Origin of the sequence: Streptomyces sp. BE303, assembly GCF_036290945.1 — a bacterium.
In the GTDB taxonomy this organism is placed as follows: Bacteria; Actinomycetota; Actinomycetes; order Streptomycetales; family Streptomycetaceae; genus Kitasatospora.
Genome location: NZ_JAQYWZ010000850.1, coordinates 21,448 through 44,779 on the forward strand (window position 1 = coordinate 21,448; position 23,332 = coordinate 44,779).

Below are 23,332 nucleotides of genomic sequence, written 5' to 3' on the forward strand. Positions count from 1 at the left end.
CGGACCGGCGCGGGGCGCGCGGCGTCTACGCGACGACCCCGGTCGTCCAGGCGCTGGCGACCCCGCCTTCGTCCTGGTGGACGCCTTCTGGCCGTTCGTCCTCGCGGTGTGCGCGGCCACCGGTGCCGAGGCGGCCGGACTGGCCGCGCGCAGCCCGCTCATCCGGCATCACGGCGGCGACCGGCCGCAGGAGTTCCGCGCCCTGTCGGCCGGCTGGACGGTACAGGTGGGTACGGTGACCGCCTACCGGCCGCTGGTCCTCGGCAACGCGGTCGCCTTCGCGGCGTCCGCCGCGATCCTGCTGTTCCTGCCGCCGGCCGCGCCGCCGCCGCCGGCCGTCCGCTGGGCGCGGCGCGAGCAGCGGGCATCGGACGCCCGCGCACCGCGGCCCGAGAGCGCGCGGGCGGTCTGACACCCGGGCCGCGACCGCCGTCCCGTCACCCGTTCGGTCCTGCCCGCGAGGCGGTGGGCACGTGCGCCACGAGTGAATGGAACGGCCTGCGAGCAAGGGAGTCGACGTGTACTACAGCAGTGGGAACTACGAGGCGTTCGCCCGCCCCCGCAAGCCGGACGGCGTGGAGCGGAAGAGCGCCTGGTTCGTCGGGGCGGGGCTGGCGTCGCTGGCCGGGGCCGCCTTCCTGGTCCGGGACGGGCAGCTGCCGGGGGAGCGGATCACCGTCCTGGAGCGGCTGAAGCTCCCCGGGGGCGCGCTGGACGGTATCAAGGAGCCCGGCAAGGGCTTCGTGATCCGCGGCGGCCGGGAGCTGGAGGACCACATGGAGTGCCTCTGGGACCTCTTCCGCTCCGTCCCGTCGCTGGAGATCGAGGGCGCCTCCGTCCTCGACGAGTTCTACTGGCTCAACAAGGACGACCCGAACTTCTCGCTCCAGCGGGTGACCGAGCGGCGCGGCGAGGACGCCGGCACCGACGGGCTCTTCGCTCTCGACGACCGCGCGCAGAAGGACCTCGTGCGGATCTTCCTCACCACCCACGAGGAACTGGAGGGCAAACGGATCGACGAGGTGTTCGGGCGGGAGTTCCTGGAGAGCAACTTCTGGCTCTACTGGCGCACCATGTTCGCCTTCGAGGAGTGGCACGGCGCCCTGGAGATGAAGCTCTACCTCCACCGCTTCGTCCACCACGTCGGGGGACTGCCGGACCTGTCCGCACTGAAGTTCACCAAGTACAACCAGTACGAGTCGATGGTGCTCCCGCTGACCCGGTGGCTGCTGGACCAGGGCGTGGTCTTCCGCTTCGGGACCGAGGTCACCGACATCGACTTCGACCTCGCCCCGGGGCGCAAGCTGGCGACCAGGATCCACTGGACCGAGGCCGGGCGGCCGGGCGGCGTCGACCTCGGGGCGGACGACCTGGTCCTCACGACCATCGGCTCGCTCACCGAGAACTCCGACAACGGCGACCAGCACACCCCGGCCCGGCTCGACGAGGGCCCCGCCCCGGCCTGGGACCTGTGGCGCCGGATCGCCGCGAAGGACCCCTCCTTCGGGCACCCGGAGGTGTTCTGCGGCAACATCGCGCAGAGCAAGTGGGAGTCGGCGACGGTCACCACCCTCGACCCGCGGATCCCGCGGTACATCCAGAAGGTCGCCAAGCGCGACCCGTTCTCCGGCGGTGTCGTCACCGGTGGCATCGTGACCGCCCGGGACTCCTCCTGGCTGCTCAGCTGGACGGTCAACCGGCAGCCGCACTTCAAGCAGCAGCCGGCGGACCGGATCGTGGTCTGGCTCTACTCGCTCTTCGTGGACCGGCCCGGCGACTTCGTCCGCAAGCCGATGCAGGAGTGCACGGGGGAGGAGATCACCCGGGAGTGGCTGTACCACCTGGGCGTCCCCGTGGAGGAGATTCCCGACCTCGCGGCCGAGGGCGCGCGGTGCGTGCCGGTGATGATGCCGTACGTGACGTCCTTCTTCCTTCCCCGCCATGCCGGGGACCGGCCGGACGTGGTGCCGGAGGGCGCGGTCAACTTCGCCTTCATCGGCCAGTTCGCCGAGACGACCCGGGACACGATCTTCACCACCGAGTACTCCGTCCGCACCGGCATGGAGGCGGCCTACCGTCTCCTCGGCATCGAGCGCGGTGTGCCCGAGGTGTTCAACTCGACCTACGACCTGCGCAAGCTGCTCGCCGCGACGAGCCGGCTGCGCGACGGCGAGCAACTCGACCTTCCGGGGCCGGCGTTCGTGCGCAAGCACCTGCTGCACCGGCTGGACGCGACCGACGTCGGCGCGCTGCTGGCCGAGTTCGGCCTGATCGCCGAGCCCGAGGAGTAGCCGGCCCGGCCCGGGCGCGTCGCTGTCCGGCGCGGCCGACCGTACCCCTGCCGAACGGTGGGGGTACGGCGACTTCGTGGCGGCGGCGACGCCGGTCCGGCGAACGCATCGACCGCACCGGGCACGGTCGGGTAAGCTTTGCAGGACTATTTTGACTATTACGGGGTGGATGATGCAGGGGCTCACCGTCAACGAACTCGTCCGGATGTGGATCGAGGGCTGGATCGTCTCGCGGGGCGCGAGCGACCCCGTGGACGAGCCGTGGGGGTGGACCGTCGACGTCGGGCAGAAGGCCCAGGTGTCGCGGCACGTCCTGCCCGAGCCCACCGAGGCCGACGTCCGGAAGATCGTGGCCGGTACCAGCGCGCCGGGGACGTGGCTGAAGCTCTTCGCGGACGACGACACCGTCCGTCCCTGGCTCGGCCCCGGCTGGCAGTTCGACGTGCCGGGCTTCCTGATGACCGTGCCGCTCGCCGCCGAGCGTCCGACGGTGCCGGCCGGCTACACCCTCACCTCGTGGAGCCGGGGCGGCGTGGTCCGGGTGCTGGTCCGCACCGCCGACGGCCACTTCGCCGCGCGCGGTCAGATCGCCTGCACCGGCGCCACCGCCGTCGCCGACCAGATCGAGACCGCGCCCGAGCACCGCCGGCGCGGTCTGGGCGGCCTGGTGATGCGCACCTTGCAGGACGCCGCCCGCCGGAGCGGGGCCGGCACCGGTCTGCTGGTCGCGACCCCGGACGGCCGCGCGCTCTACGCCTCCCTCGGCTGGACCGCCCGCGCCACCATGGCGAGCCTCTGCTTCGCCCCGGAGGCCGCCGGCCGCTGACGCCCGACTCCTGACGCCCTGCCGCTGGGGTGCTGCCGCTGACGCCCGGCCGCTGTGGTCCGAACGCGGGCCGGCCCGGAGCACGTCGGTGCTCCGGGCCGGACACCCGGCCTCACCCCGGGCGGCGGTTCAGCACTGGGGCCGCCTGCCGTGGTTCGCGGCGTGCTTGCGGCGGGCCTTCTTCTTGCGGCGTCGCTTGGACGACATGGCGCCTCCTCCATGGTTCCGACCCCCGACCAACGTCTCACATCACCGGCCCGCCGTCGCGCCGTGCCGGGAGGCGGCCCGGGGTGCACCGCGCGTGCGCCGTGGTCCGCCGCGCGGCGGACCACGGCGCACGCGGGAGTCGGTGCGGTGCGGGATCAGGCGCTCTGCCAGAGCGCGGGGGTGTTGGGCGGCTCCCAGCCGGGCTGGGCCTGGTGGCCCTGGAGGCAGCGGTAGGTGCCGCCGCCGTAGGTGACGGTGGCGCCGGCCTGGTAGACGGTGCCCGCCGCCCAGGTGCCGCCGGGGGTGCCGGGACCGGGGCCCGGACCGGGGCCGGGGCCCGGTCCCTGGGAGTCGGTCTTCAGGGTGAGTCCGTAGCCCTGGAGGATGGGGTTGACGGGCTGGAAGTAGGTGGTGCCGCCCTGCGAGCAGTTGCCGGAGCCTCCGGAGGTGACGCCCTGAGCCTGGCTGCCGGAGATGAACGAGCCGCCGGAGTCCCCGGGTTCGGCGCACACGCTGGTGCGGGTGACCCCGGAGACGGTCCCCTCGGCGTAGGTGACGCTGGTGTTGTGCTGCTGGATGGTCCCGCAGTGCCAGCCGGTGGTGGAGCCGGACCGGCAGACGGAGGAGCCGACGGGCTGCAGCACCGAGCCGGTCACCTGGACGTTCCCGCCGGAACCGCTCACGTACGGGGTGGCGGTCCAGCTGCTGTTGGCGGCGACCCACGCCATGTCGTTGCCGGGGAAGACCGAGGCCTGGAAGCTGCCCTGGGAGGCCCGGTTGGATCCGGTGGTGGAGGAGCCGGCACGTCCGCAGTGGCCGGCGGTGGCGAAGCCCTGGGTGGTTCCGCGGGTGATCGCGAAGCCCACGGAGCAGCGGCTGCTGCCGCCGATGTAGTAGGCGTCACCGCCGCGGATGTCGTAGAGCGGCCGGGGTGTCTCGGTGACCGTCTCCACCCGGACCAGTACCCGGTCCACGCCGGCCGCCGTGACCAGCCGCTCGGCGGCGCGCGTGTCGGTGGCCTGGAGCACGACGGCGTTGGTGCGCACGTCGACGAACCGTACCGGCGCCGCGACCGCGGTGGTGTGCCCGGCGGCGCGGTCGAGTGCGGCGAGGGTCCGTTCCAGCGTGCCGAGCGGGTGGGTGACGAGGGCGGGGCTGGCGCCGGCCGCCCGGATCGTCTCGGCGTCGGCGGGCCGCGTGGTGGCGACGGTCAGGGTGGCGGCGTCGGGGCCGTCGACCCACGAGCCGGCCCAGGTGCCGCCCAGGCCCTGGGTCAGGGCCGCGGCCCTGGCGCCCGCCCGGGCCTCGTTGGCCAGCCGGGTCCTGGCCCGGTCGGGGGTGAGGCCGAGGTCGCGCTGCAGCGCGGCCAGCACCTCGGGCGGCGCCGCGGACACGCCGAGCGTGTCCGGTGCGGAGGCCGCCGCCGCCCGGGCGGTGTCGGCGGGGCCGCCCGCCGGGGGTGCGGCGGCGCCGGCGCTGGTCTGCAGCGCCGTCAACGTCAGGACGGCGGCGGCCAGGACGGCACACGCCGCCCGGACAGGTCGTCTGAGCATGGGGGATCTCCTGCGGTCACGGTGTGGGGGTTGCCGCAAACCGTAGGAGCACCCGCCGATCGGCGGGAGATGCCGTTGGGGACCGACGGCCGGCGCTATACCCCGCCGCCGTCACCGGCGGGGTGCGAAGGCCGACTCCGTTGTACAGAAGACCTTTTCATGGACAGATTCGTCAACTCCGAAGCGCCGAAGCGCCGGAGCGCCGAAGTGCCGAGGAGCCGGAGCGCCTCGGCCGCCGGTCGGTCGCGAGGAGGGGCGGGCCGTCAGGGCGCGGTGAGGGCGAGGCGGATCCACCGCTCGGCCTCCGTGCCCGCGAGGTCCACCGCGAAGGACTCGGGAGCGGCGGCGGCCTGCACGATCAGCCCTTTGAGCAGGCCGACCAGCGCCACCGCGTAGGCGTCCGGGTCCACGCCGGCCCGGACCTGCCCGTCGGCCGCGCCCTGGCGGACCACGCCGGCCACCCAGCCGCGCATCCGGGCGTCCAACCGTGCGACGGCGTCGGTGAGTTCGGACGATCCGGCGAGGGCCTCGGCGCCCAGGACGACGAACGCCCGCCCCAGGTCGGTCGGCCGTCGCACCCCGTCCAGGCAGGCCCGGGCGAACCGGCAGAGCTCCTCGACGGGGTCGGAGCCGCTGCGCTCGGGTGCCGCTGCCGCCATCGCCTCGGAGAGCGCCTCCTCCTGGAGCCGGGTCAGCAGTGCGGCCCTGGAGCCGAAGTAGTGGGTGGCGAGGCCGCGGCTGAACCCGGCCTCCTCGCCGACCCGGGCGAGGGTCACCCCGGCGCTGCCGTGTTCGGCGACCAGCCGGGCGGCGGCGGCGAGCAGTGCGGCCTCGGCCCGGGCGCGGCGCTCGGCCTGGGTCCGACGGGGCGGCTCGCCGGATCCGCCGGACGAGGGCCGGGAGGGGCGGGGCGGCCGGGCGGACGGGTCCGGGGCTTCGTGCGTAGGCATACCACCATGGTAGAGTGCAACTTGCTTGTCGAACAACAAGTAAGTGCGGAGCGGCGCGCCCACCGACCGCCGCCCCCTGTGGAAGGGAACCGGAATGACCGCCACGATGCTCGCCGGCCGGCTCGACGTCGCGAAGGGAGCCTTCGCCGTCCAGGAGGTGCCCGTGCCCTCGCCCGGCCCGGGCGAGGTCCTGATCAAGGTCGAGGCCGCCGGTGTCTGCCTGTCCGACGTCCACCTGATCCAGGGCATGCTCAAGCCGCTCTTCCTCCAGGGCGACACCGTCACCCTCGGTCACGAGGTCGCCGGTACCGTGCACACCCTCGGTGCGGGCGTCACCACCGCCGCGGTCGGCGACCGCGTGCTGCTCCAGGCCGGCGAGACCCGCGACGGCGTCGTCTACACCCGCGGCGTGGACTACGACGGCGGCTGGGCCGAGTTCGCGCTCGCCACCGCCACCACCCTGGTGCCCATCCCCGACGACCTGCCCTTCGAGCAGGCCTGCTTCGTCCCGGACGCGGTCTCCACCCCGTGGGCGGCCATCACGTCCACCGGCGCGGTCCGCCCGGCCGAGGCCGTCGGCGTCTGGGGCGTGGGCGGCCTCGGTGCCCACGGCGTCCAGCTGCTCCGCGCCGTCGGTGCCTACCCGATCGTGGCCGTCGACCCGCTGCCCGCGGCCCGCGAACGCGCACTGGCCTTCGGCGCGGACGCCGCCCTCGACCCCGCCGACCCCGCGTTCGCCGACCGCCTGCGTGCCGCCACCCGGGGCCGCCCGCTGGCCGCCGCGTTCGACTTCGCCGGCGTCGCGCCGGTGCGCGAGCAGGCGATGGCCTCGCTCGGGGAGCACGGCCGCCTGGTGCTGGTCGGTCTGACCGACAAGCCGCTGACCGTCACCAACGGCACCCTCGTCAGCTACCTGCGCCAGCAGATCCGGGGCCACTACGGCTCCGGACCGCAGGACGTCATCGACCTCGTCGACCTGGTGCGCGGCGGCCGGCTGGAGTTCTCCCGGTCCGTCAGCGGCACCTTCTCGCTGGCCGACGCCGCCCACGCGGTGGAGGCGCTGGAGCAGAAGAAGGGCGACCCGATCCGGCTGATCCTCAAGCCCTGACCTCCTGGCCCTGACCTCCTGCCCCGGCCCTGACCTCCAGCCCCGGGCCGGACCGGGCCGGCCGTGACCGGGGCCGGGCCGGTCCGCCCGCAGGGCTCGCACCGCCGGCGGCCTCCTCCGGCCCCGCCGCACGTTCGCGGGCCCTACCCGGGGAGGTTCGCCGAAGCGGTGTGCCGCCGGCCTGACCCGCGTAGGCTCTCGACCGATCCGCAGCGGACCGAAGGGGAGCGTGTCGCATGCTCGGCTGGTTCATCATCGTGTCGGCACCGGGCCCGCAGGCCGACGAGACCGTGGACGGCGCGGGCAGTCGTGTGGTCCTCGCCACATGGGAGACCGGGCTCTTCGGGGCGGACTGGATCATGGAGCTCGCCGCGAGCGGGAAGGCCGAGCAGCTGTCCTTCGACGGCTACCCCAACCGCTTCACCGTCCGCGCGGGCGAGGTACTGCCGCTGTTCGACGGCGACGCGATCCCCGGCGCCCGGCCCGACGTCCGGGTGTGGAGCCACGAGCTGCACCCCGACCTGATCGCCGCCTGCCCGGCCGACCGGACGCTGACCGTCGACGTCTGGGACCAGTCGTAGGCGCGCACGGCAGGCCACGCACGGCGGCCCGACCCGACCGGACCCGGCCCGGCCTGTCCCCGGGAGCACGGTCCCAAGCGGTGGCCCCTCCCGGAGCACGCTCCTGCCTCGGCTCTCCTTCCGGACGCGGACGAACCGCCCTGCTCCCGCATGGTCCTCTGGAAGGCGCCGGGAGCTCCCGGCGCCTTCCACCAGGGGAGTCGCTTCATGACCGAACACGCAACGCGCCGGACCGGGACGGGCCGTCGCCGAGCCGCGGTGGCCGCCGCACTGGCCGCGGCCGTGGTCGCCGGCCTGACGGCGGCCGGTGCGCCCGCCGCCCTCGCCTCCGAACCCGACCCGGCACCCGCCGCTGCCGGGCCCGACTCCGTCCGGCGGAGCCTCGACGCGCTGGTGCGCGACGACGGCCTGCCGGCCGCCCTGGCCGCCGTACGGGGCCGCGACGGCCGGACCCGCACCTACACCGCCGGCGTCGGGGACCTCGCGACCGGCGCCGCCGTGCCCGTCGGCGGGCAGGTCCGGATCGGCAGCAACACCAAGGCGTTCACCGCCGTCGCCGTGCTGCAGCTGGTCGCCGAGGGGAAGGTCCGCCTGGACGCCCCGGTCGCCACCTACCTGCCGGGCCTGCTGCGCGGTGACGGGTTCGACGGACGGACCGTCACCGTCCGGCAGCTGCTCCAGCACACCAGCGGCCTGCCCGAGTACCTGGAGGACCCGGCGCTGGCCGACCTCACCGCGGTGCGGTACCGCTACTTCGAGCCCCGCGAACTGATCGACATGGCGCTGGCCCGCAAGGCCCGCTTCCCGGCGGGCACGAAGTGGGAGTACAACAACACCAACTACCTGGTGGCCGGCCTGATCGTCCAGAAGGTCACCGGCCGGCCCGTCGGTGAGGAGATCACCCGGCGGGTGATCGACCGGATCGGGCTGCGCCACACCTACTTCCCCGCCCCAGGGGACCTCGCCATCCACGAGCGCCACCCCAAGGGCTACGTCCGGAGCGAACCGGGCGGGCCGCTGCGGGAGTTCACCGACATGGACTCGTCGGTGGCCTGGGCGGCGGGCGCGGTCGTCTCGACCGACACCGACCTCAACCGCTTCTACACGGCCCTGCTCGACGGGCGGCTGCTGCCGCCGGCGCAGCTCGCCGAGATGCGCACCACCGTGCCGGCCGAGGAGCTGGGCCCCGGCATCCGCTACGGGCTGGGCCTGCAGAGCAGGCCGCTCTCGTGCGGCGGCGTGTACTGGGGCCACGGCGGCACCACCCAGGCGTTCCGGTCGCGGGGCGGCGTCACCGAGGACGGGCGCGCCGTCAACATCACCGTGACCGCCGTCCCGGACAACGAGGCGACGGTGCGGCACATGGCGGACGCCGTGGACGCGGCCTTCTGCCGCTGACCCCCGGCGGGGTGGGGGCGGGCCGGTCACCGGCCCGCCCCCGGGTCAGCCCGCCGGCCGGGCCTCGACCAGGCCGGACTCGTAGGCCGCGATCACCGCCTGGGCGCGGTCGCGGACGCTGAGCTTGCCGAAGATGCTGGTGATGTAGTTCTTGACCGTGGAGACGCTGATCTCCATCGCCCCCGCGATCTCCGTGTTGTCGAGCCCGGTGGCCAGCAGGCGCCACACCTCGACCTCGCGCGGCGTCAGCTCGCCCAGGCCGGTGGCCGGTGCCGCCGGCTGCGGCGGCCGGGCCGAGGTGACGTAGGAGGAGATCAGACGGGTGAGCAGGCGTGGGGCCACCGCCGCCTCGCCCGTGTGGACGGTACGGACCGCCGAGAGCAGTTCCTCCGGGGAGATGTCCTTGGGCAGGAACCCGCAGGCCCCCGCGCGCAGGGCGGCGACCACGTACTCGTCCATGTCGAAGGTGCTCAGCGCGAGCACCCGGCACTCGGGCAGCTCGCGGGACAGCCGCTCGGTCGCCGCGACGCCGTCGAGGACCGGCATCCGGATGTCCATCACCACGACGTGCGGCCGGTGCCGGTGCGCGAGGGCGACCGCCTGCTCGCCGTTCTCCGCCTCGGCGACCACGTCGAACCCCGGGTCGGGGGACAGGATCAGGGCCAGTCCGCGACGTACCAGTGGCTGGTCGTCCGCGATCAGCACCTTGATCGGCTCCGGTGGTGCCGTCATCCGAGCAGTTCCTCTCCCTCGACCGGCGCGTCCGGTCCGCCCCGCCCTGCGGCGGGGACGTGACACGTTCCCGCATTCCGGTCAGACCGTACCCGCTCCGGTCCGGGCCCCGTGACCACGGGTACCGGTGAGGTGTCGTCAGGGTGCCGGTCCCGGTCTCCCGCCCCCTCCCCGACCGGGACCACGGTCCCGGTCGGGGAGGGGGCGGGAGACCGCGGTCCCGGTGGCGTTCTCGTCCTGGGCTCGGAGGAAACGGCGGATGCGGGCTGATGAGCTTGAGATCTGCCGGGAGACCCCGGCAGTCGCACCACAGCCGGAGGACATCGTGATCCGCGCCCTGACCGGATTCTCCACCAGGAATCCGTGGAAGGTCATCGCCGTCTGGGCGGTCCTGGGAATGCTCCTGACCGTTCTCAGCCAGGCCCTGATCTTCCGGGTGACCCAGACCCAGACGGCCGACTTCCTGCCCAGGAGCTACGACTCGGCCGCCGCCACGACGATCGCCCAGGAACACTTCGGGGCCAAGGCCGACGCCAACCCGGTCACCGTCCTGGTCGCGCGGGCCGACGGCGCGGCGCTCACCGACGCGGACCGGCAGCGCGTCGCCGGGGTGGCCGAGAAGCTCGGCCGGTCGAAGGTCACGATGCCCGTGACCGACGACGCCCCGGCCCTGCTGCGGAAGGACTACTCGCAGGTCCCCCAGGTCGCCCCGGCCATGGTCGCGCCGGACCGGACCTTCGAGCTGCTCACCGCCAGCCTCACCGGGAACTCGGCGGACCCGGGACTGCACGGCACCTACCGGGCGTTCCGGGACGGCGCCCGGGCCCAGTTCGCCGACGCCGGCCTGCGGACCGGCTTCACCGGCGCCCTGGCCGAGCAGATCGACTCCGCCGACGACAGCGAGACGCTCGGCAAGATCGCCTCGATCGGCTCGGTCGTGCTGATCATGCTGCTCAACGTGCTGGTGTTCCGCAGCGTCATGGCGGCCCTCGTGCCGCTGGTCTCGGTGGCCCTGATCGGCGGGGTGGCGAGCGGCGCGGTCGTCGGCACCGCGCTGCTGGCCGACATCAAGCTCGACCCCTCCGTGCCGAGCCTGATCGCGGTGGTGCTGCTCGGGATCGGGATCGACTACTTCCTCTTCCTGATGTTCCGCTTCCGCGAGGAGTTGCGAGCCCGCCCGGACCGCCACCACCGCGCCGTCGCGGCCGAGGTCGGCGCCCGGGTCGGCACCGCGATCACGTCGGCCGCGCTGACCATCGTCGCCGCCTTCGCCACCCTCGGGATCGCGAGCTTCGGGCAGTTCCGGGTGCTCGGCCCGGCCGTCGCCGTCTCGGTCCTGGTCATGCTGCTGGCCGGCCTCACCCTGATGCCGGCCGTGCTGGCGGCCACCGGACGGGCCCTGTTCTGGCCTTCGCGCTCCCTGCGCCGTGAACCCGCCGCGGGCGCGTCCGCCCGGTTCGGGGACCTCGTGGCCCGCCGCCCGCTGACCATGGTCGTCGGCTCGGTCGCCCTGATGGGTGCGCTGGCCGCCGGTCTGATCGGGATCCGGATGGACTACGGCTTCGGCGGCGGCCCGCGGACCGCCGCCCAGAGCACCGCCGCCGAGATCTCCCGCGCCCTGCCCGCCGGGGTGTCCGACCCGACCACCGTCCTCGTCGAGGCGCGGGACGGCGGTCCGCTCACCGTCGGCGCGGTCGACGGCCTGGCCAAGGCGCTCGCCCGGGTCGAGGGCGTCGGCCAGGCGGGCACGCCGGTACTGAGCGAGAGCCGCCGGGCCGTCCGGATCGACCTCTTCCTGACCGCCGACCCGCAGTCCGGCGCGGCGCGCGACCTCGTCTCCGGACCGGTCCGCGCGGCGGTCGCGGCGAACACCCCGAACGGGCTGGCGGCGCACGTCGGCGGCACCCCGGCGGTCTTCGCCGACGTCTCGACCGCCGTCGACCACGACCTCCGGTTGGTCTTCCCGGTCGCCGCCGGTCTGATCGGGCTGATCCTGCTCGTCCTGCTGCGCAGCCTGCTCGCGCCGGTCGTCCTGCTGCTCTCCGTGGGCCTCGGCTTCGCGGCCACCCTCGGTGCGTCCGCGCTGGTGTTCCAGCACGCGCTGGACAAGCCGGGCGTCAACTTCACCCTCCCGCTGGTGCTGTTCCTCTTCGTCGTCGCGCTGGGCACCGACTACAACATCCTGATCAGCGACCGGATCCGGGAGGAGATGGAGCGCCCCGGGCCCGCCCGGGCCGCGGTCGCCAGGGCCGTCCGGCACACCACGCCGGCCATCGCGACGGCGGGCCTGGTACTGGCCGGGTCGTTCGCCGGCCTGGCGGTCACCCCGCAGCCGTCCACCCAGCAGGTCGGCTTCGCGACGGCGCTCGGCATCCTGCTCTCCGCGTTCCTGCTCTCCGTCGTCCTGGTGCCCGCGCTGGCGGTCCTGCTCGGCCGCGGACTCTGGTGGCCGGTGCGCCCCGGCGGCCGACGGGGCCGTCCGCGCCCCGACACGGAGCGCTCGTGGGAGGCGACGGAACAGGGCCCGGGCGACGACCGGGCCTGGGCACCGGCCGCGGAGCCGTCCTGGACGGCACCGGCCGAGCGCTGACCCGGCCGCCGGGACCGCCCCGGCTCCCGAGTACCGCCCCAGCTCCGGATACCGCCCCGGCCGTCAGCGCCGCTCGACGAGTCCGAGCAACCAGAAGTTGGCGTACTCGCCGGCACTGGTGACGGCCGGGTCGGCGGGCCGCCCGTTGCGGCCGAGGCGGACGGTGACCCGGTCGAGCGAGACGGACGCGCCGCAGGTGAATCCCTGCGGCGCGTACGTCTCGTCGGGCCCGCAGAGCACGGACACCACCCGGCGGGCGGGTGGGAAGCGCAGCACGATCTGCTCGTGGTCGGCGGAGACGACCTGGAGGCCGAGCGCCAGGTGCGCCCCGCCGACCAGGTACCAGCCGCTGCCGGGCCGGTCCTGCCGCAGGACCCCGGCGAGCACCCGCAGGCGTCCGCCACCGGTCCCGGCCGGGTCGCCGGGCCGGCCGAAGCCGCCGAGGGCGTCGGCCCCCGCGGATCCGGCGGTTCCGGCGGTTCCGGCGGTTCCGGCGAGGTCGCCGAGGCCGCCCAGGTCGTCGAAGTCGTCGAACCCGCCGCGCCCGCCGAAGTCCCCGGACCACGACGGCGCCCGCTGCCCGGCCGCCGCGCCCGCCCCGTCGTCGACCGGCGGCCCGGCCGGTCCGACCGCCGCGATCGCCAGCACCGCCGCCGACACCACGGCCGCCATCGCGGTGCGCCGCATCGTCCCCTCCTCGCCCTCGGCCGGTCGCCCGGGCCCGCCGGAGCCCCTCGACCGCCAGCACGCCCGCAGCCCCTGGGGGCGACGGCCCGCCGTGCCGGCCCCGGCCGGACTCTCCGCCATCCGAGCACGCCCGGCCCCCCGCACCGCCCCCGCCCTGCCGTGCCGGCGTCCCGACCACCCGCCCGGGCGACAACCGGCCCCGAGCCGGCCGGTCCGCGTGGTCGGTGCGGCGGACGGCGCGGCCCGGACGGTCAGCCCGTGCGCCGCAGGCCGGTCGACGTGCCGTGGTCGGCCCGCTCGCCGCGGCCCGCCCGTTCCCCCAGATCGGCCAGTGCCGCCAGCACCTCGGCGCGCAGCCGCGGGTTCCCGGTGCTGCCGTCGATCACGGCCAGCGCCTGGTGGAGACGCTCGGCGGCCTGCTCGGGCCGGTCCAGACGGCGGTGGTGGTCGCCCAGGTGGAACAGGGTGATGCTCTCCAGGACGGGGTTCCCGGTCGAGCGGTGGCGGTCGAGCGCCCGGTGCAGGTACTCGTCCGCCTCCCCGGTGCGGCCGGCCCGCATCGCGCTCACGCCGACGTTGGTCTCGCAGGCCCCGATCGCCCAGTCGTCCCGGCGGTCCGCCGGCTGCGCCCGCAGCAGGGCGAGCGCTCCCTGGAGGTACACGCGGGCCTGCCCGTAGGCGCCGGTGTGGAGGCTGTGGTCGCCGAGGTTGCCGATGACGAGGGCTTCACCGACCCGGTCGCCGACGGAGGCGAGGAGGGCGCGGGCCCGGCGGAGCTCGGTGAGGGAGTCGTCATGGCGGCCGAGCGCGGTGAGGGCGGTGGCGAGGTCGTTCCTGGTGCGGCCCTCGCCGTGGGGGTCACCGGCGCGGTGGGCGGCGGCGACGGCGAGGCGGGCCGCTTCCTCCCAGTCGTCGAGGTGGGGGCTGAGGAAGTAGTAGCCCCACAGGGCGGCCGGTAGCCGCCAGGCCACGTCGTCGAGGCCGTGCCGGGCGGCGGTGCGGACGGTGTCGAGCAGGTGGGTGTGTTCGCTCTCGCACCACTGCCGGGCCTGGGTGGCGGTGGTGAAGGCCGGGGACTCGTACCAGGCGCCGGGGGTGGTGAGGGGGAGCCGGCGGCGGTGGGGGGTGAGGAGGCGGGCGGCGGCGTCGGCGTGGTGGAGGTACCAGGTACAGAGGCGTTCGCGGGCGGCGGTGCGGGCGGCGGGGCCGGTTTCGGCGGTGGCGCGTTCGGTGGCGTAGAGGCGGAGCAGGTCGTGCATGCGGTAGTGGTCGGGGTTCTCGTGGGTGAGGAGGTGGGCGGTGGCGAGCTGGTCGAGGAGCGGGCGGACGGCGTGGATGGGGTGTCCGTGCAGCGCGGCGGCCGCGGCGGTGCTGAAGGTGGGGGTGGGGGCGAGGGCGAGGTGCCGGAAGAGGGTGCGGGCGGGGGTGGGCAGGGCGTGGTACGAGAGGCCGAGCGCGGTGCGGACGGCGGAGGTGGTGTCGCCGTCGATCTGGAGCGCGGTGAGGCGGTTCTCGGTGTCGCGCAGTTCCGTGACGTGGTCGGTGAGGGTGCGGTGGGGGCGTTCGGCGAGGCGGGCGGCGGTGATCGCGAGGGCGAGGGGGAGGTGGCCGCAGGCGGTGGCGAGTTCGGTCGCGGCCGCGGGTTCGGTGCGGGTGCGGTCGTCGCCGATGACGCGGTGCAGGAGGGCGAGGGCGTCGGGGGCGGGCATCAGGCCGAGGGCGAGGGGCCGGGCGCCGTCGCGGGCGGTGAGGCCGGCGAGGCGGGTGCGGCTGGTGACCAGGGTCAGGCACTGGGGGGCGCCGGGGAGCAGGGGGCGGACCTGTTCGGCGCTGTGGGCGTTGTCGAGGACGACGAGGATCCGCTGGTCGGCGAGGAGGGTGCGGTAGAGGGCGGCGGCCTCCTCGGGGGCGGTGGGGACGTGCTCGCCGGAGGTGCCGAGGGCGCGCAGGAAGCGGGCCAGGACGGCGTGGGGTGAGAGCGGCGGGCCCGGGGAGAAGCCGTGCAGGTCGGCGTAGAGCTGGCCGTCGGGGAAGTGGTCGCGCATCCGGTGGGCCCAGTGGACGACGAGGGTGCTCTTGCCGACGCCGGCGCTGCCGGAGACCGCACAGATCGGGGCCGCCCTCGCCCTGCGGGCCGGGCCCGGCCCGGCGGGCCCGTCCGGGGCCGGGGGGCGGTCGAGCCCCGCGATCCCGTCCAGCGTCGCCAGCTCCGTCTCACGGCCCGTGAACGTGGCCGACGGCGGTGGCAGTTGGGCCGGCCGCGGCACGGACCCGGCTGGTCTCTCCGGCCCGGCGTGTCCGGGGCCGTCCCGGCCGGTGCCCACCGCCGTGGCGCTGCCGCGTCCCGCCCCGCCCCGCCCCGTCCGCGCCGGCCCCGCACGCTCCGGCTCCGTCCGCTCCTGCCGGGCCGTCGACCGGCCGGGTGCCTCCTGCCCGGTCGCTTCCGGGTGGCGCTCGCGCCCGCCCGTCCCGCGCTCGGCGGGCCGGTGCCCGCTCGTCCGGCTGCCACCCGTTCCGCTGCCACCGGCCGTTCTGGCGCCCGTCGTTCTGGCGCCCGCCCCGTCGTCCGTCCGCTCGCCGCGGATCCCTCGGGCCCCGCCGCCGTCCGGGCGCGGCCCGTCCGGACGGCCCGGTCCGGTGGTGAGCAACTCCAGATGAAGCAGCTGGAGTTCGCTGCTCGGATCGAGTCCCAGCTCCTCCGCGAGCCGTCCGGCGAACCGCCGGTGGACCGCGAGGGCGTCGGCAGTGCGGCCGGAGCGGTGCAGGGCCCGCATCAACTGCCCGACGAACCGTTCCCGGAGCGGGTGGTCGGCCACCAGCGCGGTGAGTTCCGGCACTGTGGCCCGGTGCCGGCCCAGGGCGGCCTCCAGGTCGAGACAGTCCTCCCAGGCGGTCAGCCGCAGCTCGTCCAGCGCGACGGAGCCCGCCGCCAGCAGTTGTCCGGGGAGCCCGTCCAGGACGGGGCCGCGCCACAGGGCGAGCGCCTCCCGCAGGCCCGTGGCCGCGGCGGCCGGTTCGCCGTCTGCGGCGGTGGCGCGAGCCCGGGCGATCCGGTCGGCGAAGGTCCGGGCGTCCAGCCGGTGGCCGTCCAGTGAGATCCGGTACCCGTGGCCGTCGGTGAGCAGCACGGCCGGGCCACCGGGGTCGGCCCGGTCGAAGAGCCGGCGGAGCATCCCGGCGAGGTTGCGGACCTGGCGGTCGGCGGTGGCCGGCGGCCGGTCGTCCCAGACGGCGTCGACCAGCCGCGCCACCGGGACGGAGCCGTCGGCGTTCAGCAGCAGGGCCGCGAGCAGCCGCTCCTGCCGGTCGCCCCCCAGCCGGACCCTGCCGGCCGTGCCGGTCCGCACCTCCAGCGGTCCCAGAATCGCGAACTCCATGCGTTCCCCTCCCCAGGGCGCTGCACACCGCTGTCAGGCCGTCGCGTTTGGTGACGATCTGATGACCAGATCATGCCAGATCGGTGCCGTCGATTGAGAGGGTCGAACCCGCACCGGGCCGATGAAAGGCCGGGGGCGTTCCCACTACTTGCCTGCGATCTCTGGAGACACAGCCATGACCTTCACCAAGCGCCTCGCCGCTGCCGCGGTGGCCCTCACCGCGGCCGTCGTGGTCCCGCTGACCGCCGTTCCGGCCAACGCCGCCCCGGGGCCGGCCACGCACTACGGGATGACCTGGGAGGTCCTCGGGTACGGGCCGGACGACACCGTCCACGTCGGGGGCCCCGGCGGCACGTCGAGCAACGCCTACTACGGCGACACCGCGCCGTCGGTCTCGCTGCCCGTGCTCTGCCTCAACGTGGACGGCAGCCCGGCCCCGGCCGGCATCAGCATCGGCTTCTACGACGGCTGGGCCCAGGGCACCGTGGCGCTCAGCCGCCCGGTGAAGGGCAGCCGCCTCAACAGCCGCGGCGCGGCCGACAGTGTCTGCCAGGCCACGTTCGGTGCCGGGTGGCGCGAGGCCGAGTTCCACGACGGCCACTACGGTCCGGACCTCGCCCAGACCGGTGGCTGGACCTTCTGGGCCTACGGTGACATCCCGAACAACACCCGTTTCTGGACCGCCATCAACGACCAGCCCGCCAACCCCTGGAGCTGACCCCAGCCGCGCCGTGGTCCGCGTCCGGCCCCGGACGCGGACCACGGCGCGCCCGGTCCGGGTGGCGCCCCGGCGGCCGGTCAGCCCTGTACGGGCACCAGCCGGTGGCTGTCGATCTCGGCCCAGACCGCCTTGCCGCTCTCGTGCAGCGCGGCGCCCCAGCGGTCGGCCGCCCGCTGGACGATGAACAGGCCGTGCCCGCCGGGCACTCCGGGCCGGTGCGGCAGCCGGAGCTCCGGCAGGGTCGAGGACCCGTCGCTGACCTCGATCCGCAGACGCGCCTCGGTGGCGTCGAGCACCAGCTCCAGCGGGCCCCCGCCGTGCATCATCGCGTTGGCCACCAGCTCGGCGACGAGCAGGACGACGTCGTCGACCACGTCGGGGTCCACGCCGTCCTCGGGCCGTAGCCAGGACCAGTCGGCCAGTGCTTCGCCGGTGAACGCCCGGGAGCGGGCGACCGGTTTGGGAAGCCCGGCCAGCCGAAGCCGCCGGCGCTGCCCGCTCGCCGGGCGGCCGCTCCCGGACCGGCTGCCGTCGAGCGCGCCGCGGCTCGTCGCCATGGGTCGCTCACCCCTTCCTCGCACGGGTGATGAGAGGTCGTCTGATCGGTTGCCCCGGGGCATCGGAGTCATTCCTGCGCCTGGGGGTGGATGCCGGGCCACTGGGGCCCGGCGGGCACGGAGGGTGCCCGGCCGCGCCTCACGAGGCAAGCGCGGCGGGCACGGTCTCGTGGATGGAGAAGACCGCTTCGGCTCCGGTGATCTCCAGGAGCCGGGCGACCTGCGGGGACGGCGCGGCGAGCCGGAACTCGACGTCCGCGTTGCCGGCGGCGAGCCGCGCCCTCAGCAGCAGGTTGAGCCCCGAGGAGTCGCAGAAGCCGACCTCGCGCAGGTCCACGACCATCCGCCGGGGGCGCTGGGCCACCAGCTCGGTGAGGGCCTGCTCGGCCGGGGCGAGGCTGTCGATGTCGAGGTCGCCGCTCAGTGCGCAGACGGCCGACTCCGTGCCGGCGAGGCGAACCTCTACGCCCGGTGCGGTGGGCACGGTGGCCGCCGGGGCGGCCACCGGATACTGGTCGTCCTGGGCTGGCATGGTACGTGCCCTTCTCTCCGGATGCTCTCGGTGACCTTACGCCGATGAGAGGCCGTACAGCCAGGGGCGCAGGGGGATGCGCGGTCCCGGCCTCGGCGACGGGCGGGGACTCGGGCCGTCTCAGGACTCGTCCAGGCCGTCCCGGAGCCGCTTCAGGATTCGGCTGAGCAGGCGGGAGACGTGCATCTGGGAGACGCCGAGGCGGGCGCCGATCTGGGACTGGGTGAGTTCCTCGGTGAAGCGCATCGAGAGGATCAGCCGGTCGCGTTCGGGCAGTTCGGCGATCAGCGGCTTCAGCGCGACCAGGCTCTCGACCAGTTCCAGCCGGCCGTCCACGCCGCCGAGGCGCCGCAGCGGGGAGTCCGCGGCGTCGGGGTCGGCCGAGGAGTCCAGCGACCCGGCGGAGTGACCGTTGGCTGCGGTGAGCCCCTCGATGATCTCTTCCTGCGTGAGGCCGAGGTCCTCCGCGAGCTCCGCCACCGTCGGCGCGCGGTCGAGGCCCTGGGCGAGCCGTTCCTGGGCCTTGGCCAGCGCCAGCCGCAGCTCCTGGAGCCTGCGCGGGACGTGCACCGCCCAGGTGGTGTCGCGGAAGTGCCGGCGGATCTCACCGAGGATGGTGGGCATCGCGAAGGTGGTGAACTCCACGCCGTGGCTGTGGTCGAAACGGTCGATCGCCTTGATCAGACCGATGGTGCCGACCTGGAGGAGGTCCTCCTGCGGCTCGCGGCCGGAGGCGAAGCGGCGCATGGCGTACCGCACGAGCGAGGTGTTGAGCTCGATCAGCGTGCCCCGGACGTACGAGTACTCGGGCGTGCCCTCCTCCAGGTCCCGGAGCCGCAGGAGCAGGTCCCGGGTCAGCTCGCGGGCGTCGGCGGGGGCGACCTCGGACGGGTCCGGTACATCGGGCAGCACGTACGGCGCCGGCCGTTCGTCCTGGAGCGGCCGGACGGCCGTCGGCGCGGGCAGGGCGGTGACGGGGGAGGCACCCCTTCGTCCGGCCCGGCCGGGGACGGCCGCCGGGGCGGGGGCGAGGAGAGCATCACTGGGCGCAGCCATGTCGGTCCTTTCATCGGTTCCGCGATGACGAGGACGGCTCTACCCGGGACCGGCGGGGTGATGTCCCCCGGTCGCGTGATGATTTTGTGAAGAGGGAGGGGGTGCGCGGGGAGGCGCCCCCGACGCGGCGGCGGTGCCCGGTGTGCCCGGCGCCGCACGGGACGCCGACGGCGCGCGCCGCGGTGCCTGCCCGCGGAAGCGGCGTCCGCTACGCCGCGTCGTGGGAACCGCGCGAGGAGGCCCTGTCGTGGGTGGCCGTTCGGCGGGCGGTCCTGCGGCGGGAGGGCCGGACGAGTTCGGCGCGTTCGGCCTCGGTCAGCCCGCCCCAGATGCCGTAGACCTCCTCGGCCAGCAGGGCGTACTCCAGGCAGGCCCGGCTGACGGGGCAGTGGGCGCAGACGCGTTTGGCCTCCCGGTCGCGGTCCTCGTGGGCCTGACCGCGTTCGCCGTTGGGGTGGAAGAAGAGTCGGCTGTCGGCGTGCCGGCAGGCCGCGCGGGTCTGCCAGCTCCCGTGGTGGTCGAAGACGCCGGGACGGCGGGGTCGGTCGCTCATGGGATCCGTCTGACCCGTCCCGCCGGGAGTAAACCGCCGCTCTCGGGGCCGCCGGACCGCCCGGCCGGGGGAGCCGACGGGGTGTCGAGGGTCACACGGCGCGGCCCGGAGGGTGCGGACACCCCCGGACGGCCCGTCACGACTGGGCGGGCGCCGTTCCGGCAGGGGCCGAGGGCCCGTCCGATTCGGGACCTCCGTCCTCTCCCGTGCTGACCTTCGCCCCCGCGGCCGGGTCGGAAAGGCGGGCAACTGTGGACGGTCGCCCGGTCGGTTTCCGGGCGAGCGGGCCGTTCCCCCCGGGGGGCGGCCCGCCTATCCGTCGTCTACGCCGGCGTACGGGGTGCGGGAGCACCGCCGTCCGCTCCGGAGGACCCGACTTCCATGTCACGCACCATCGACAACGCCCCGTATACCGCCTTCCACCGCAGGCTCGCCCTCGCCTGCTCCGGCGGACCCCTGCTCGACGGGTACATCCTGAGCATCGTCGGCGTCGCCCTCATCGGCATGCGCCCCGAGCTCGGGCTCTCCGCCACCGACGTCAGCCTGATCGGAGCCGCGGCCCTGATCGGCATGTTCGTCGGCGGCGCGCTCTTCGGCGTGCTGACCGACCGGATCGGCCGGGAGGTGATGTACACCGCCGACCTGCTCGTGATGATCGCCTGCTCGGTCCTGTCCTTCTGGGTCGACGCCGTCTGGGCGATCACCCTGCTGCGCTTCGTGCTCGGCATGGCGGTGGCCGCCGACTACCCGATCGCGACCTCGCTGCTGGCCGAGTGGCTGCCCGCCAAGCAGCGTGGACGTCTGCTCGGCCAGCAGATCGTCGCCTGGTACGCCGGCTCGGTGCTCGCCTACCTGACGGGCTACCTGTTCCTGCGGATCGGGGGGCCGGGCAGCTGGCGGTGGATGCTGGCCAGCTCGGCCGTGCTGTGCGTGGTGTTCCTGGTGATCCGCCGGGGCTCGCCGGAGTCCCCGCGCTGGCTCGCCGCCAACGGGCGGGTCGGCGAGGCGGTCCGTGTCGTCGAGAAGCACCTCGGCGTCCGGGTGGACGGGCGCGAGCTGATGCCCGAGCCGGCCGAGCCCGGCCGTGCCACCGGACTGCGCCTGCTGATGACCCCGCCGTACCGGCGCCGGGCCCTGTTCTGCGGGCTGTTCTTCCTCTGCCAGGTCGCACCGCTCTTCGCGATGCTCACCTTCGGGCCGCAGATCCTCGCGGCGTTCGGCATGCCGGGCGGGACGGTGCTGGAGACGCTCGGCACCGGCCTGGTGAGCCTGGTGTTCCTGCTGGGCTGCTACCCGGCGCTGCGCCTGATCGACACCTGGGGCCGCCGTCCGGTGATCATCTGGTCGTTCGCCCTGATGATCGTCCCGCTGGCCCTGCTGGGCCTGTGGCCGGCCGCCCCGGCCGCCGTCGCGGTCGTCGCCCTGTGTGCGTACGCCTTCCTGTGCGGCGGGCCCAACGTGCTCGACTGGACCTACCCCAACGAACTCTTCCCGACCGAGATCCGGGCGACCGCCGTCGGCGTCGCGACCTCCGTGAGCCGGATCGGCGCGGCCGTCGGCACCTACCTGCTGCCGCTGTCGCTGACCGGACTCGGCACCGGGCCGACCATGCTGATCGCGGCCGGCGTCACCGCGGTCGGCCTGCTGGTCTGCGTGCTGTGGGCCGAGGAGACCCGGGGGGCGGGCCTGGGCGCGGCCTCGGCGTCGGAGACCCGGGCGGTCCGGGCGCAGCGCGCCCCGCAGCCGGTGCGCTGACGCCGCCGGCACCGCTGAGGCCGTCGGGACCGCAGACACCGCCGGGACCCGGCGGCCGGTGCGCCGGAGTCACCGGGACCGGGCCACCGCCACGCGCGGTGGCCCGGTGCGGCCGGGCAGGACGGGCGGCGGCCCGTCCTGCCCGGACCACCGGCGGCCCGGCCGCCGTCCGGCGGGGGGTCAGCGGCAGTTCAGGAGGCCGAAGCTGTAACCCCGTGCCTTCAGGGTGCGCAGGATGCCGGGCAGCGCCGCGACGGTCTGGGCGCGGTTGCCGCCACCGTCGTGCAGCAGCACGACCGATCCCGGGCCGACCCCGGCGAGCACCCGCCGCTCGATCGCCGCCCGGCCCGGCAGTGCCCAGTCCTGCGGGTCGACGCTCCACAGGCTCACCGTCTTGCCCAGCCCGGCCGCCCTGGACCGGACGGTCGCGTTCACCCCGCCGTAGGGCGGGCGCAGACAGCCCGGCGTCGAGCCGGTCTGCGCGCGGATCCGGGCGTCGGTGGCGGTCACCTGGTCCCGGAACGCGGACTTGGAGAGCGACCTGAGATCGGGGTGCGACCAGCTGTGGTTCTGGACGCTGTGCCCCTGCGACGCCACCCGCCGCGTCAACTCCGGGTAGCGGGCGACGTTCTGGCCGATCTCGAAGAAGGTCGCGCGCGCTCCGTACTGGGCCAGGACGGAGAGGACCTGCGGTGTGTACGGACCCGGTCCGTCGTCGAAGGTGAGGTAGACGACCCGGCCGGCGGCGTGCGCCGAGGTCGCGGGCAGGGCGATCACGGCCGTGGCGGCCGCGACCAGGGTGCTGAGCAGGAGACGGGCGGTACGGCCTGGCCGGCCCGCCCCGCGAGGCGAAGACATCCGTCCTCCCAACGGCTGTGCGGCGCAGGCCGTCCTTCCCGGTCGCGCCCGCATCCCGCCACGGTAGCCCCGGCGACCGCCCCGGCGACCCGCCAAAACCGGCCGCGAACGGTGCGCACGTGGCCTGCCGACGTCACCGCGTCCCACCCCCCCGGCCCCGGCTCCGGAATCCAGGCCCCGGAACGTTCGGCCGCGTCCGGATCGCGATGTCGGCGTGGCGTGGTCGTGTCCCGGGCGCGGAACACTCGGGCGCATGGGGACATCGGGGGAGCGGGACGCCGTGCGCGCCGTCGCGCGCTGGGCGGGGCATCCGGGGACACTGGGCGCCGTTCTGGTGCTGGTCGTCAACGACCATGTGGGCAAACGGATCTGGCCGGACACCCTGCTCACCGGCAAGGCCAGCGACCTCGCCTGGATGCTCGCCGCGCCCCCGGTCACGGCCCTGCTCGTGACCCTGGTGCTGACCCCGCTCGCGGCCCTGCTGCCGGTGCGCGCACCGCTGCGCCTGTGCGGCGACCGGCCCGCGGTGATCGGCCTGCTGGTCACGGCGGTGAGCTTCGGCTTCGCCAAGTCCGGCCCACCGGGCGGTGAGATCGCCTCCGGCATCTGGTCGTGGAGCGGGCTGCCGAGCCGGATCGAGGGGGACCCGGCCGACCTGGCCGCGCTGCCGCTGCTCGGGCTGAGCTGGTGGCTGTGGACCCGGGCGCGTGCGCCCCGGCGCCGCCGGCCGTGGTCGGCGGTGGTGGGTGTGCCGCTGGCCGTGGCCGCGATGGTGGCCACCTCGCCGACGCAGGACCGGACCCCGTTCCTCTGGGACGATCGGGGCCGGCCGGTGCTGGAGGTCGGGAGCGACCTCTGGACGACCGGCGACGGCGGCTCCACCTGGACCCTGCTGAAGGGGGAGCCCACCGCCCGGCCCGGCGATCGGGCCCGGCGCCCGGACACCGGCTCCTGCCTGCCCGGCGACCCCCTGCACTGCTTCCGGCTGCTCGACTCCACC

At 75.1% G+C, this 23,332-nt stretch carries 19 protein-coding genes; 9 read left to right on the forward strand and 10 right to left on the reverse strand.

Going from position 1 to position 23,332, the window contains the following annotated elements:
- Positions 1-76 precede the first annotated feature (76 nt).
- The 3 genes from PUR56_RS29615 (at position 77) to PUR56_RS29625 (ending at position 3,117) form a co-directional block, all read left to right on the forward strand.
- Positions 77-412, forward strand: coding sequence for a hypothetical protein (locus PUR56_RS29615; protein WP_329951204.1), 336 nt, complete (start codon positions 77-79; stop codon positions 410-412).
- Positions 413-518: 106 nt separating this feature from the next.
- On the forward strand, positions 519-2,291 hold the full coding sequence (locus PUR56_RS29620) for an oleate hydratase (protein WP_329951205.1): 1,773 nt from the start codon (positions 519-521) through the stop codon (positions 2,289-2,291).
- 169 nt (positions 2,292-2,460) lie between these two features.
- Entirely contained in the window at positions 2,461-3,117 is a 657-nt protein-coding gene (locus tag PUR56_RS29625; RefSeq protein WP_329951206.1) for a GNAT family N-acetyltransferase, read from the forward strand.
- 362 nt (positions 3,118-3,479) lie between these two features.
- Here the strand turns inward: PUR56_RS29625 and PUR56_RS29630 are convergent, their stop codons facing one another.
- Together PUR56_RS29630 and PUR56_RS29635 are read right to left on the reverse strand one after the other, a co-directional pair.
- On the reverse strand, positions 3,480-4,877 hold the full coding sequence (locus tag PUR56_RS29630; RefSeq protein ID WP_329951207.1) for a carbohydrate-binding protein: 1,398 nt from the start codon (positions 4,875-4,877) through the stop codon (positions 3,480-3,482).
- A 263-nt stretch (positions 4,878-5,140) separates the two neighbouring features.
- The gene (locus PUR56_RS29635) at positions 5,141-5,827 is read right to left on the reverse strand and encodes a TetR/AcrR family transcriptional regulator (RefSeq protein ID WP_329951208.1); all 687 of its coding nucleotides are present in this window, start codon (positions 5,825-5,827) and stop codon (positions 5,141-5,143) included.
- Positions 5,828-5,921: 94 nt separating this feature from the next.
- On the opposite strand from PUR56_RS29635, the gene PUR56_RS29640 reads away from it, so the two are divergent.
- The 3 genes from PUR56_RS29640 (at position 5,922) to PUR56_RS29650 (ending at position 8,914) form a co-directional block, all read left to right on the forward strand.
- Positions 5,922-6,935, forward strand: coding sequence for a zinc-binding dehydrogenase (locus PUR56_RS29640; RefSeq protein ID WP_329881350.1), 1,014 nt, complete (start codon positions 5,922-5,924; stop codon positions 6,933-6,935).
- A 236-nt stretch (positions 6,936-7,171) separates the two neighbouring features.
- Positions 7,172-7,516, forward strand: a complete 345-nt coding sequence (locus tag PUR56_RS29645; protein WP_329951209.1) for a hypothetical protein — start codon at positions 7,172-7,174, stop codon at positions 7,514-7,516.
- 207 nt (positions 7,517-7,723) lie between these two features.
- Positions 7,724-8,914 (forward strand): serine hydrolase domain-containing protein, encoded by a 1,191-nt coding sequence (locus PUR56_RS29650; protein WP_329951210.1) that lies wholly within the window; start codon positions 7,724-7,726, stop codon positions 8,912-8,914.
- Between the two features lie 45 nt (positions 8,915-8,959).
- On the opposite strand, the gene PUR56_RS29655 is transcribed toward PUR56_RS29650, so the two are convergent.
- A complete protein-coding gene (locus PUR56_RS29655; RefSeq protein ID WP_329881347.1) occupies positions 8,960-9,646 on the reverse strand; it encodes a response regulator transcription factor in 687 nt (228 codons plus the stop codon).
- 259 nt (positions 9,647-9,905) lie between these two features.
- Here PUR56_RS29655 and PUR56_RS29660 point away from each other — a divergent pair, with 259 nt between their 5' ends.
- Entirely contained in the window at positions 9,906-12,236 is a 2,331-nt protein-coding gene (locus PUR56_RS29660) for an MMPL family transporter (protein ID WP_329951211.1), read from the forward strand.
- Positions 12,237-12,299: 63 nt separating this feature from the next.
- On the opposite strand, the gene PUR56_RS29665 is transcribed toward PUR56_RS29660, so the two are convergent.
- On the reverse strand, positions 12,300-12,923 hold the full coding sequence (locus tag PUR56_RS29665; RefSeq protein ID WP_329951212.1) for a hypothetical protein: 624 nt from the start codon (positions 12,921-12,923) through the stop codon (positions 12,300-12,302).
- 251 nt (positions 12,924-13,174) lie between these two features.
- Positions 13,175-16,300, reverse strand: a complete 3,126-nt coding sequence (locus tag PUR56_RS29670; protein WP_329951213.1) for an AfsR/SARP family transcriptional regulator — start codon at positions 16,298-16,300, stop codon at positions 13,175-13,177.
- A gap of 175 nt (positions 16,301-16,475) precedes the next feature.
- Between PUR56_RS29670 and PUR56_RS29675 the strand changes: the two genes are divergently transcribed.
- On the forward strand, positions 16,476-17,018 hold the full coding sequence (locus PUR56_RS29675; protein WP_329881343.1) for a hypothetical protein: 543 nt from the start codon (positions 16,476-16,478) through the stop codon (positions 17,016-17,018).
- Positions 17,019-17,098: 80 nt separating this feature from the next.
- Here the strand turns inward: PUR56_RS29675 and PUR56_RS29680 are convergent, their stop codons facing one another.
- The 4 genes from PUR56_RS29680 to PUR56_RS29695 all read right to left on the reverse strand — a co-directional run bounded on the left by PUR56_RS29680 (position 17,099) and on the right by PUR56_RS29695 (position 19,719).
- Positions 17,099-17,578 (reverse strand): ATP-binding protein, encoded by a 480-nt coding sequence (locus tag PUR56_RS29680; protein ID WP_329881342.1) that lies wholly within the window; start codon positions 17,576-17,578, stop codon positions 17,099-17,101.
- Positions 17,579-17,717: 139 nt separating this feature from the next.
- Entirely contained in the window at positions 17,718-18,110 is a 393-nt protein-coding gene (locus PUR56_RS29685) for an STAS domain-containing protein (protein ID WP_329881341.1), read from the reverse strand.
- A 120-nt stretch (positions 18,111-18,230) separates the two neighbouring features.
- The gene (locus PUR56_RS29690; RefSeq protein WP_329951214.1) at positions 18,231-19,166 is read right to left on the reverse strand and encodes a SigB/SigF/SigG family RNA polymerase sigma factor; all 936 of its coding nucleotides are present in this window, start codon (positions 19,164-19,166) and stop codon (positions 18,231-18,233) included.
- A 208-nt stretch (positions 19,167-19,374) separates the two neighbouring features.
- Positions 19,375-19,719 carry a WhiB family transcriptional regulator gene (locus PUR56_RS29695; protein ID WP_329881339.1) on the reverse strand — a complete coding sequence of 115 codons (345 nt, stop codon included), beginning with the start codon at positions 19,717-19,719 and terminating at the stop codon, positions 19,375-19,377.
- A 381-nt stretch (positions 19,720-20,100) separates the two neighbouring features.
- On the opposite strand from PUR56_RS29695, the gene PUR56_RS29700 reads away from it, so the two are divergent.
- On the forward strand, positions 20,101-21,474 hold the full coding sequence (locus PUR56_RS29700; protein ID WP_329951215.1) for an MFS transporter: 1,374 nt from the start codon (positions 20,101-20,103) through the stop codon (positions 21,472-21,474).
- A gap of 180 nt (positions 21,475-21,654) precedes the next feature.
- On the opposite strand, the gene PUR56_RS29705 is transcribed toward PUR56_RS29700, so the two are convergent.
- Positions 21,655-22,332: a polysaccharide deacetylase family protein gene (locus tag PUR56_RS29705; RefSeq protein ID WP_329881337.1), complete on the reverse strand. Its 678-nt coding sequence runs from the start codon at positions 22,330-22,332 to the stop codon at positions 21,655-21,657.
- Positions 22,333-23,332 lie beyond the last annotated feature (1,000 nt).

Coding starts and splice junctions, on each gene's coding strand:
- PUR56_RS29675 (WP_329881343.1), top strand. CDS start 16,476: ATGACCTTCACCAAGCGCCTCGCCGCTGCCGCGGTGGCCCTCACCGCG.
- PUR56_RS29700 (WP_329951215.1), top strand. CDS start 20,101: ATGTCACGCACCATCGACAACGCCCCGTATACCGCCTTCCACCGCAGG.
- PUR56_RS29690 (WP_329951214.1), bottom strand. CDS start 19,166: ATGGCTGCGCCCAGTGATGCTCTCCTCGCCCCCGCCCCGGCGGCCGTC.
- PUR56_RS29670 (WP_329951213.1), bottom strand. CDS start 16,300: ATGGAGTTCGCGATTCTGGGACCGCTGGAGGTGCGGACCGGCACGGCC.
- PUR56_RS29680 (WP_329881342.1), bottom strand. CDS start 17,578: ATGGCGACGAGCCGCGGCGCGCTCGACGGCAGCCGGTCCGGGAGCGGC.
- PUR56_RS29685 (WP_329881341.1), bottom strand. CDS start 18,110: ATGCCAGCCCAGGACGACCAGTATCCGGTGGCCGCCCCGGCGGCCACC.
- PUR56_RS29650 (WP_329951210.1), top strand. CDS start 7,724: ATGACCGAACACGCAACGCGCCGGACCGGGACGGGCCGTCGCCGAGCC.
- PUR56_RS29635 (WP_329951208.1), bottom strand. CDS start 5,827: ATGCCTACGCACGAAGCCCCGGACCCGTCCGCCCGGCCGCCCCGCCCC.
- PUR56_RS29695 (WP_329881339.1), bottom strand. CDS start 19,719: ATGAGCGACCGACCCCGCCGTCCCGGCGTCTTCGACCACCACGGGAGC.
- PUR56_RS29705 (WP_329881337.1), bottom strand. CDS start 22,332: ATGTCTTCGCCTCGCGGGGCGGGCCGGCCAGGCCGTACCGCCCGTCTC.
- PUR56_RS29640 (WP_329881350.1), top strand. CDS start 5,922: ATGACCGCCACGATGCTCGCCGGCCGGCTCGACGTCGCGAAGGGAGCC.
- PUR56_RS29660 (WP_329951211.1), top strand. CDS start 9,906: ATGCGGGCTGATGAGCTTGAGATCTGCCGGGAGACCCCGGCAGTCGCA.
- PUR56_RS29645 (WP_329951209.1), top strand. CDS start 7,172: ATGCTCGGCTGGTTCATCATCGTGTCGGCACCGGGCCCGCAGGCCGAC.
- PUR56_RS29665 (WP_329951212.1), bottom strand. CDS start 12,923: ATGCGGCGCACCGCGATGGCGGCCGTGGTGTCGGCGGCGGTGCTGGCG.
- PUR56_RS29630 (WP_329951207.1), bottom strand. CDS start 4,877: ATGCTCAGACGACCTGTCCGGGCGGCGTGTGCCGTCCTGGCCGCCGCC.
- PUR56_RS29655 (WP_329881347.1), bottom strand. CDS start 9,646: ATGACGGCACCACCGGAGCCGATCAAGGTGCTGATCGCGGACGACCAG.
- PUR56_RS29625 (WP_329951206.1), top strand. CDS start 2,461: ATGATGCAGGGGCTCACCGTCAACGAACTCGTCCGGATGTGGATCGAG.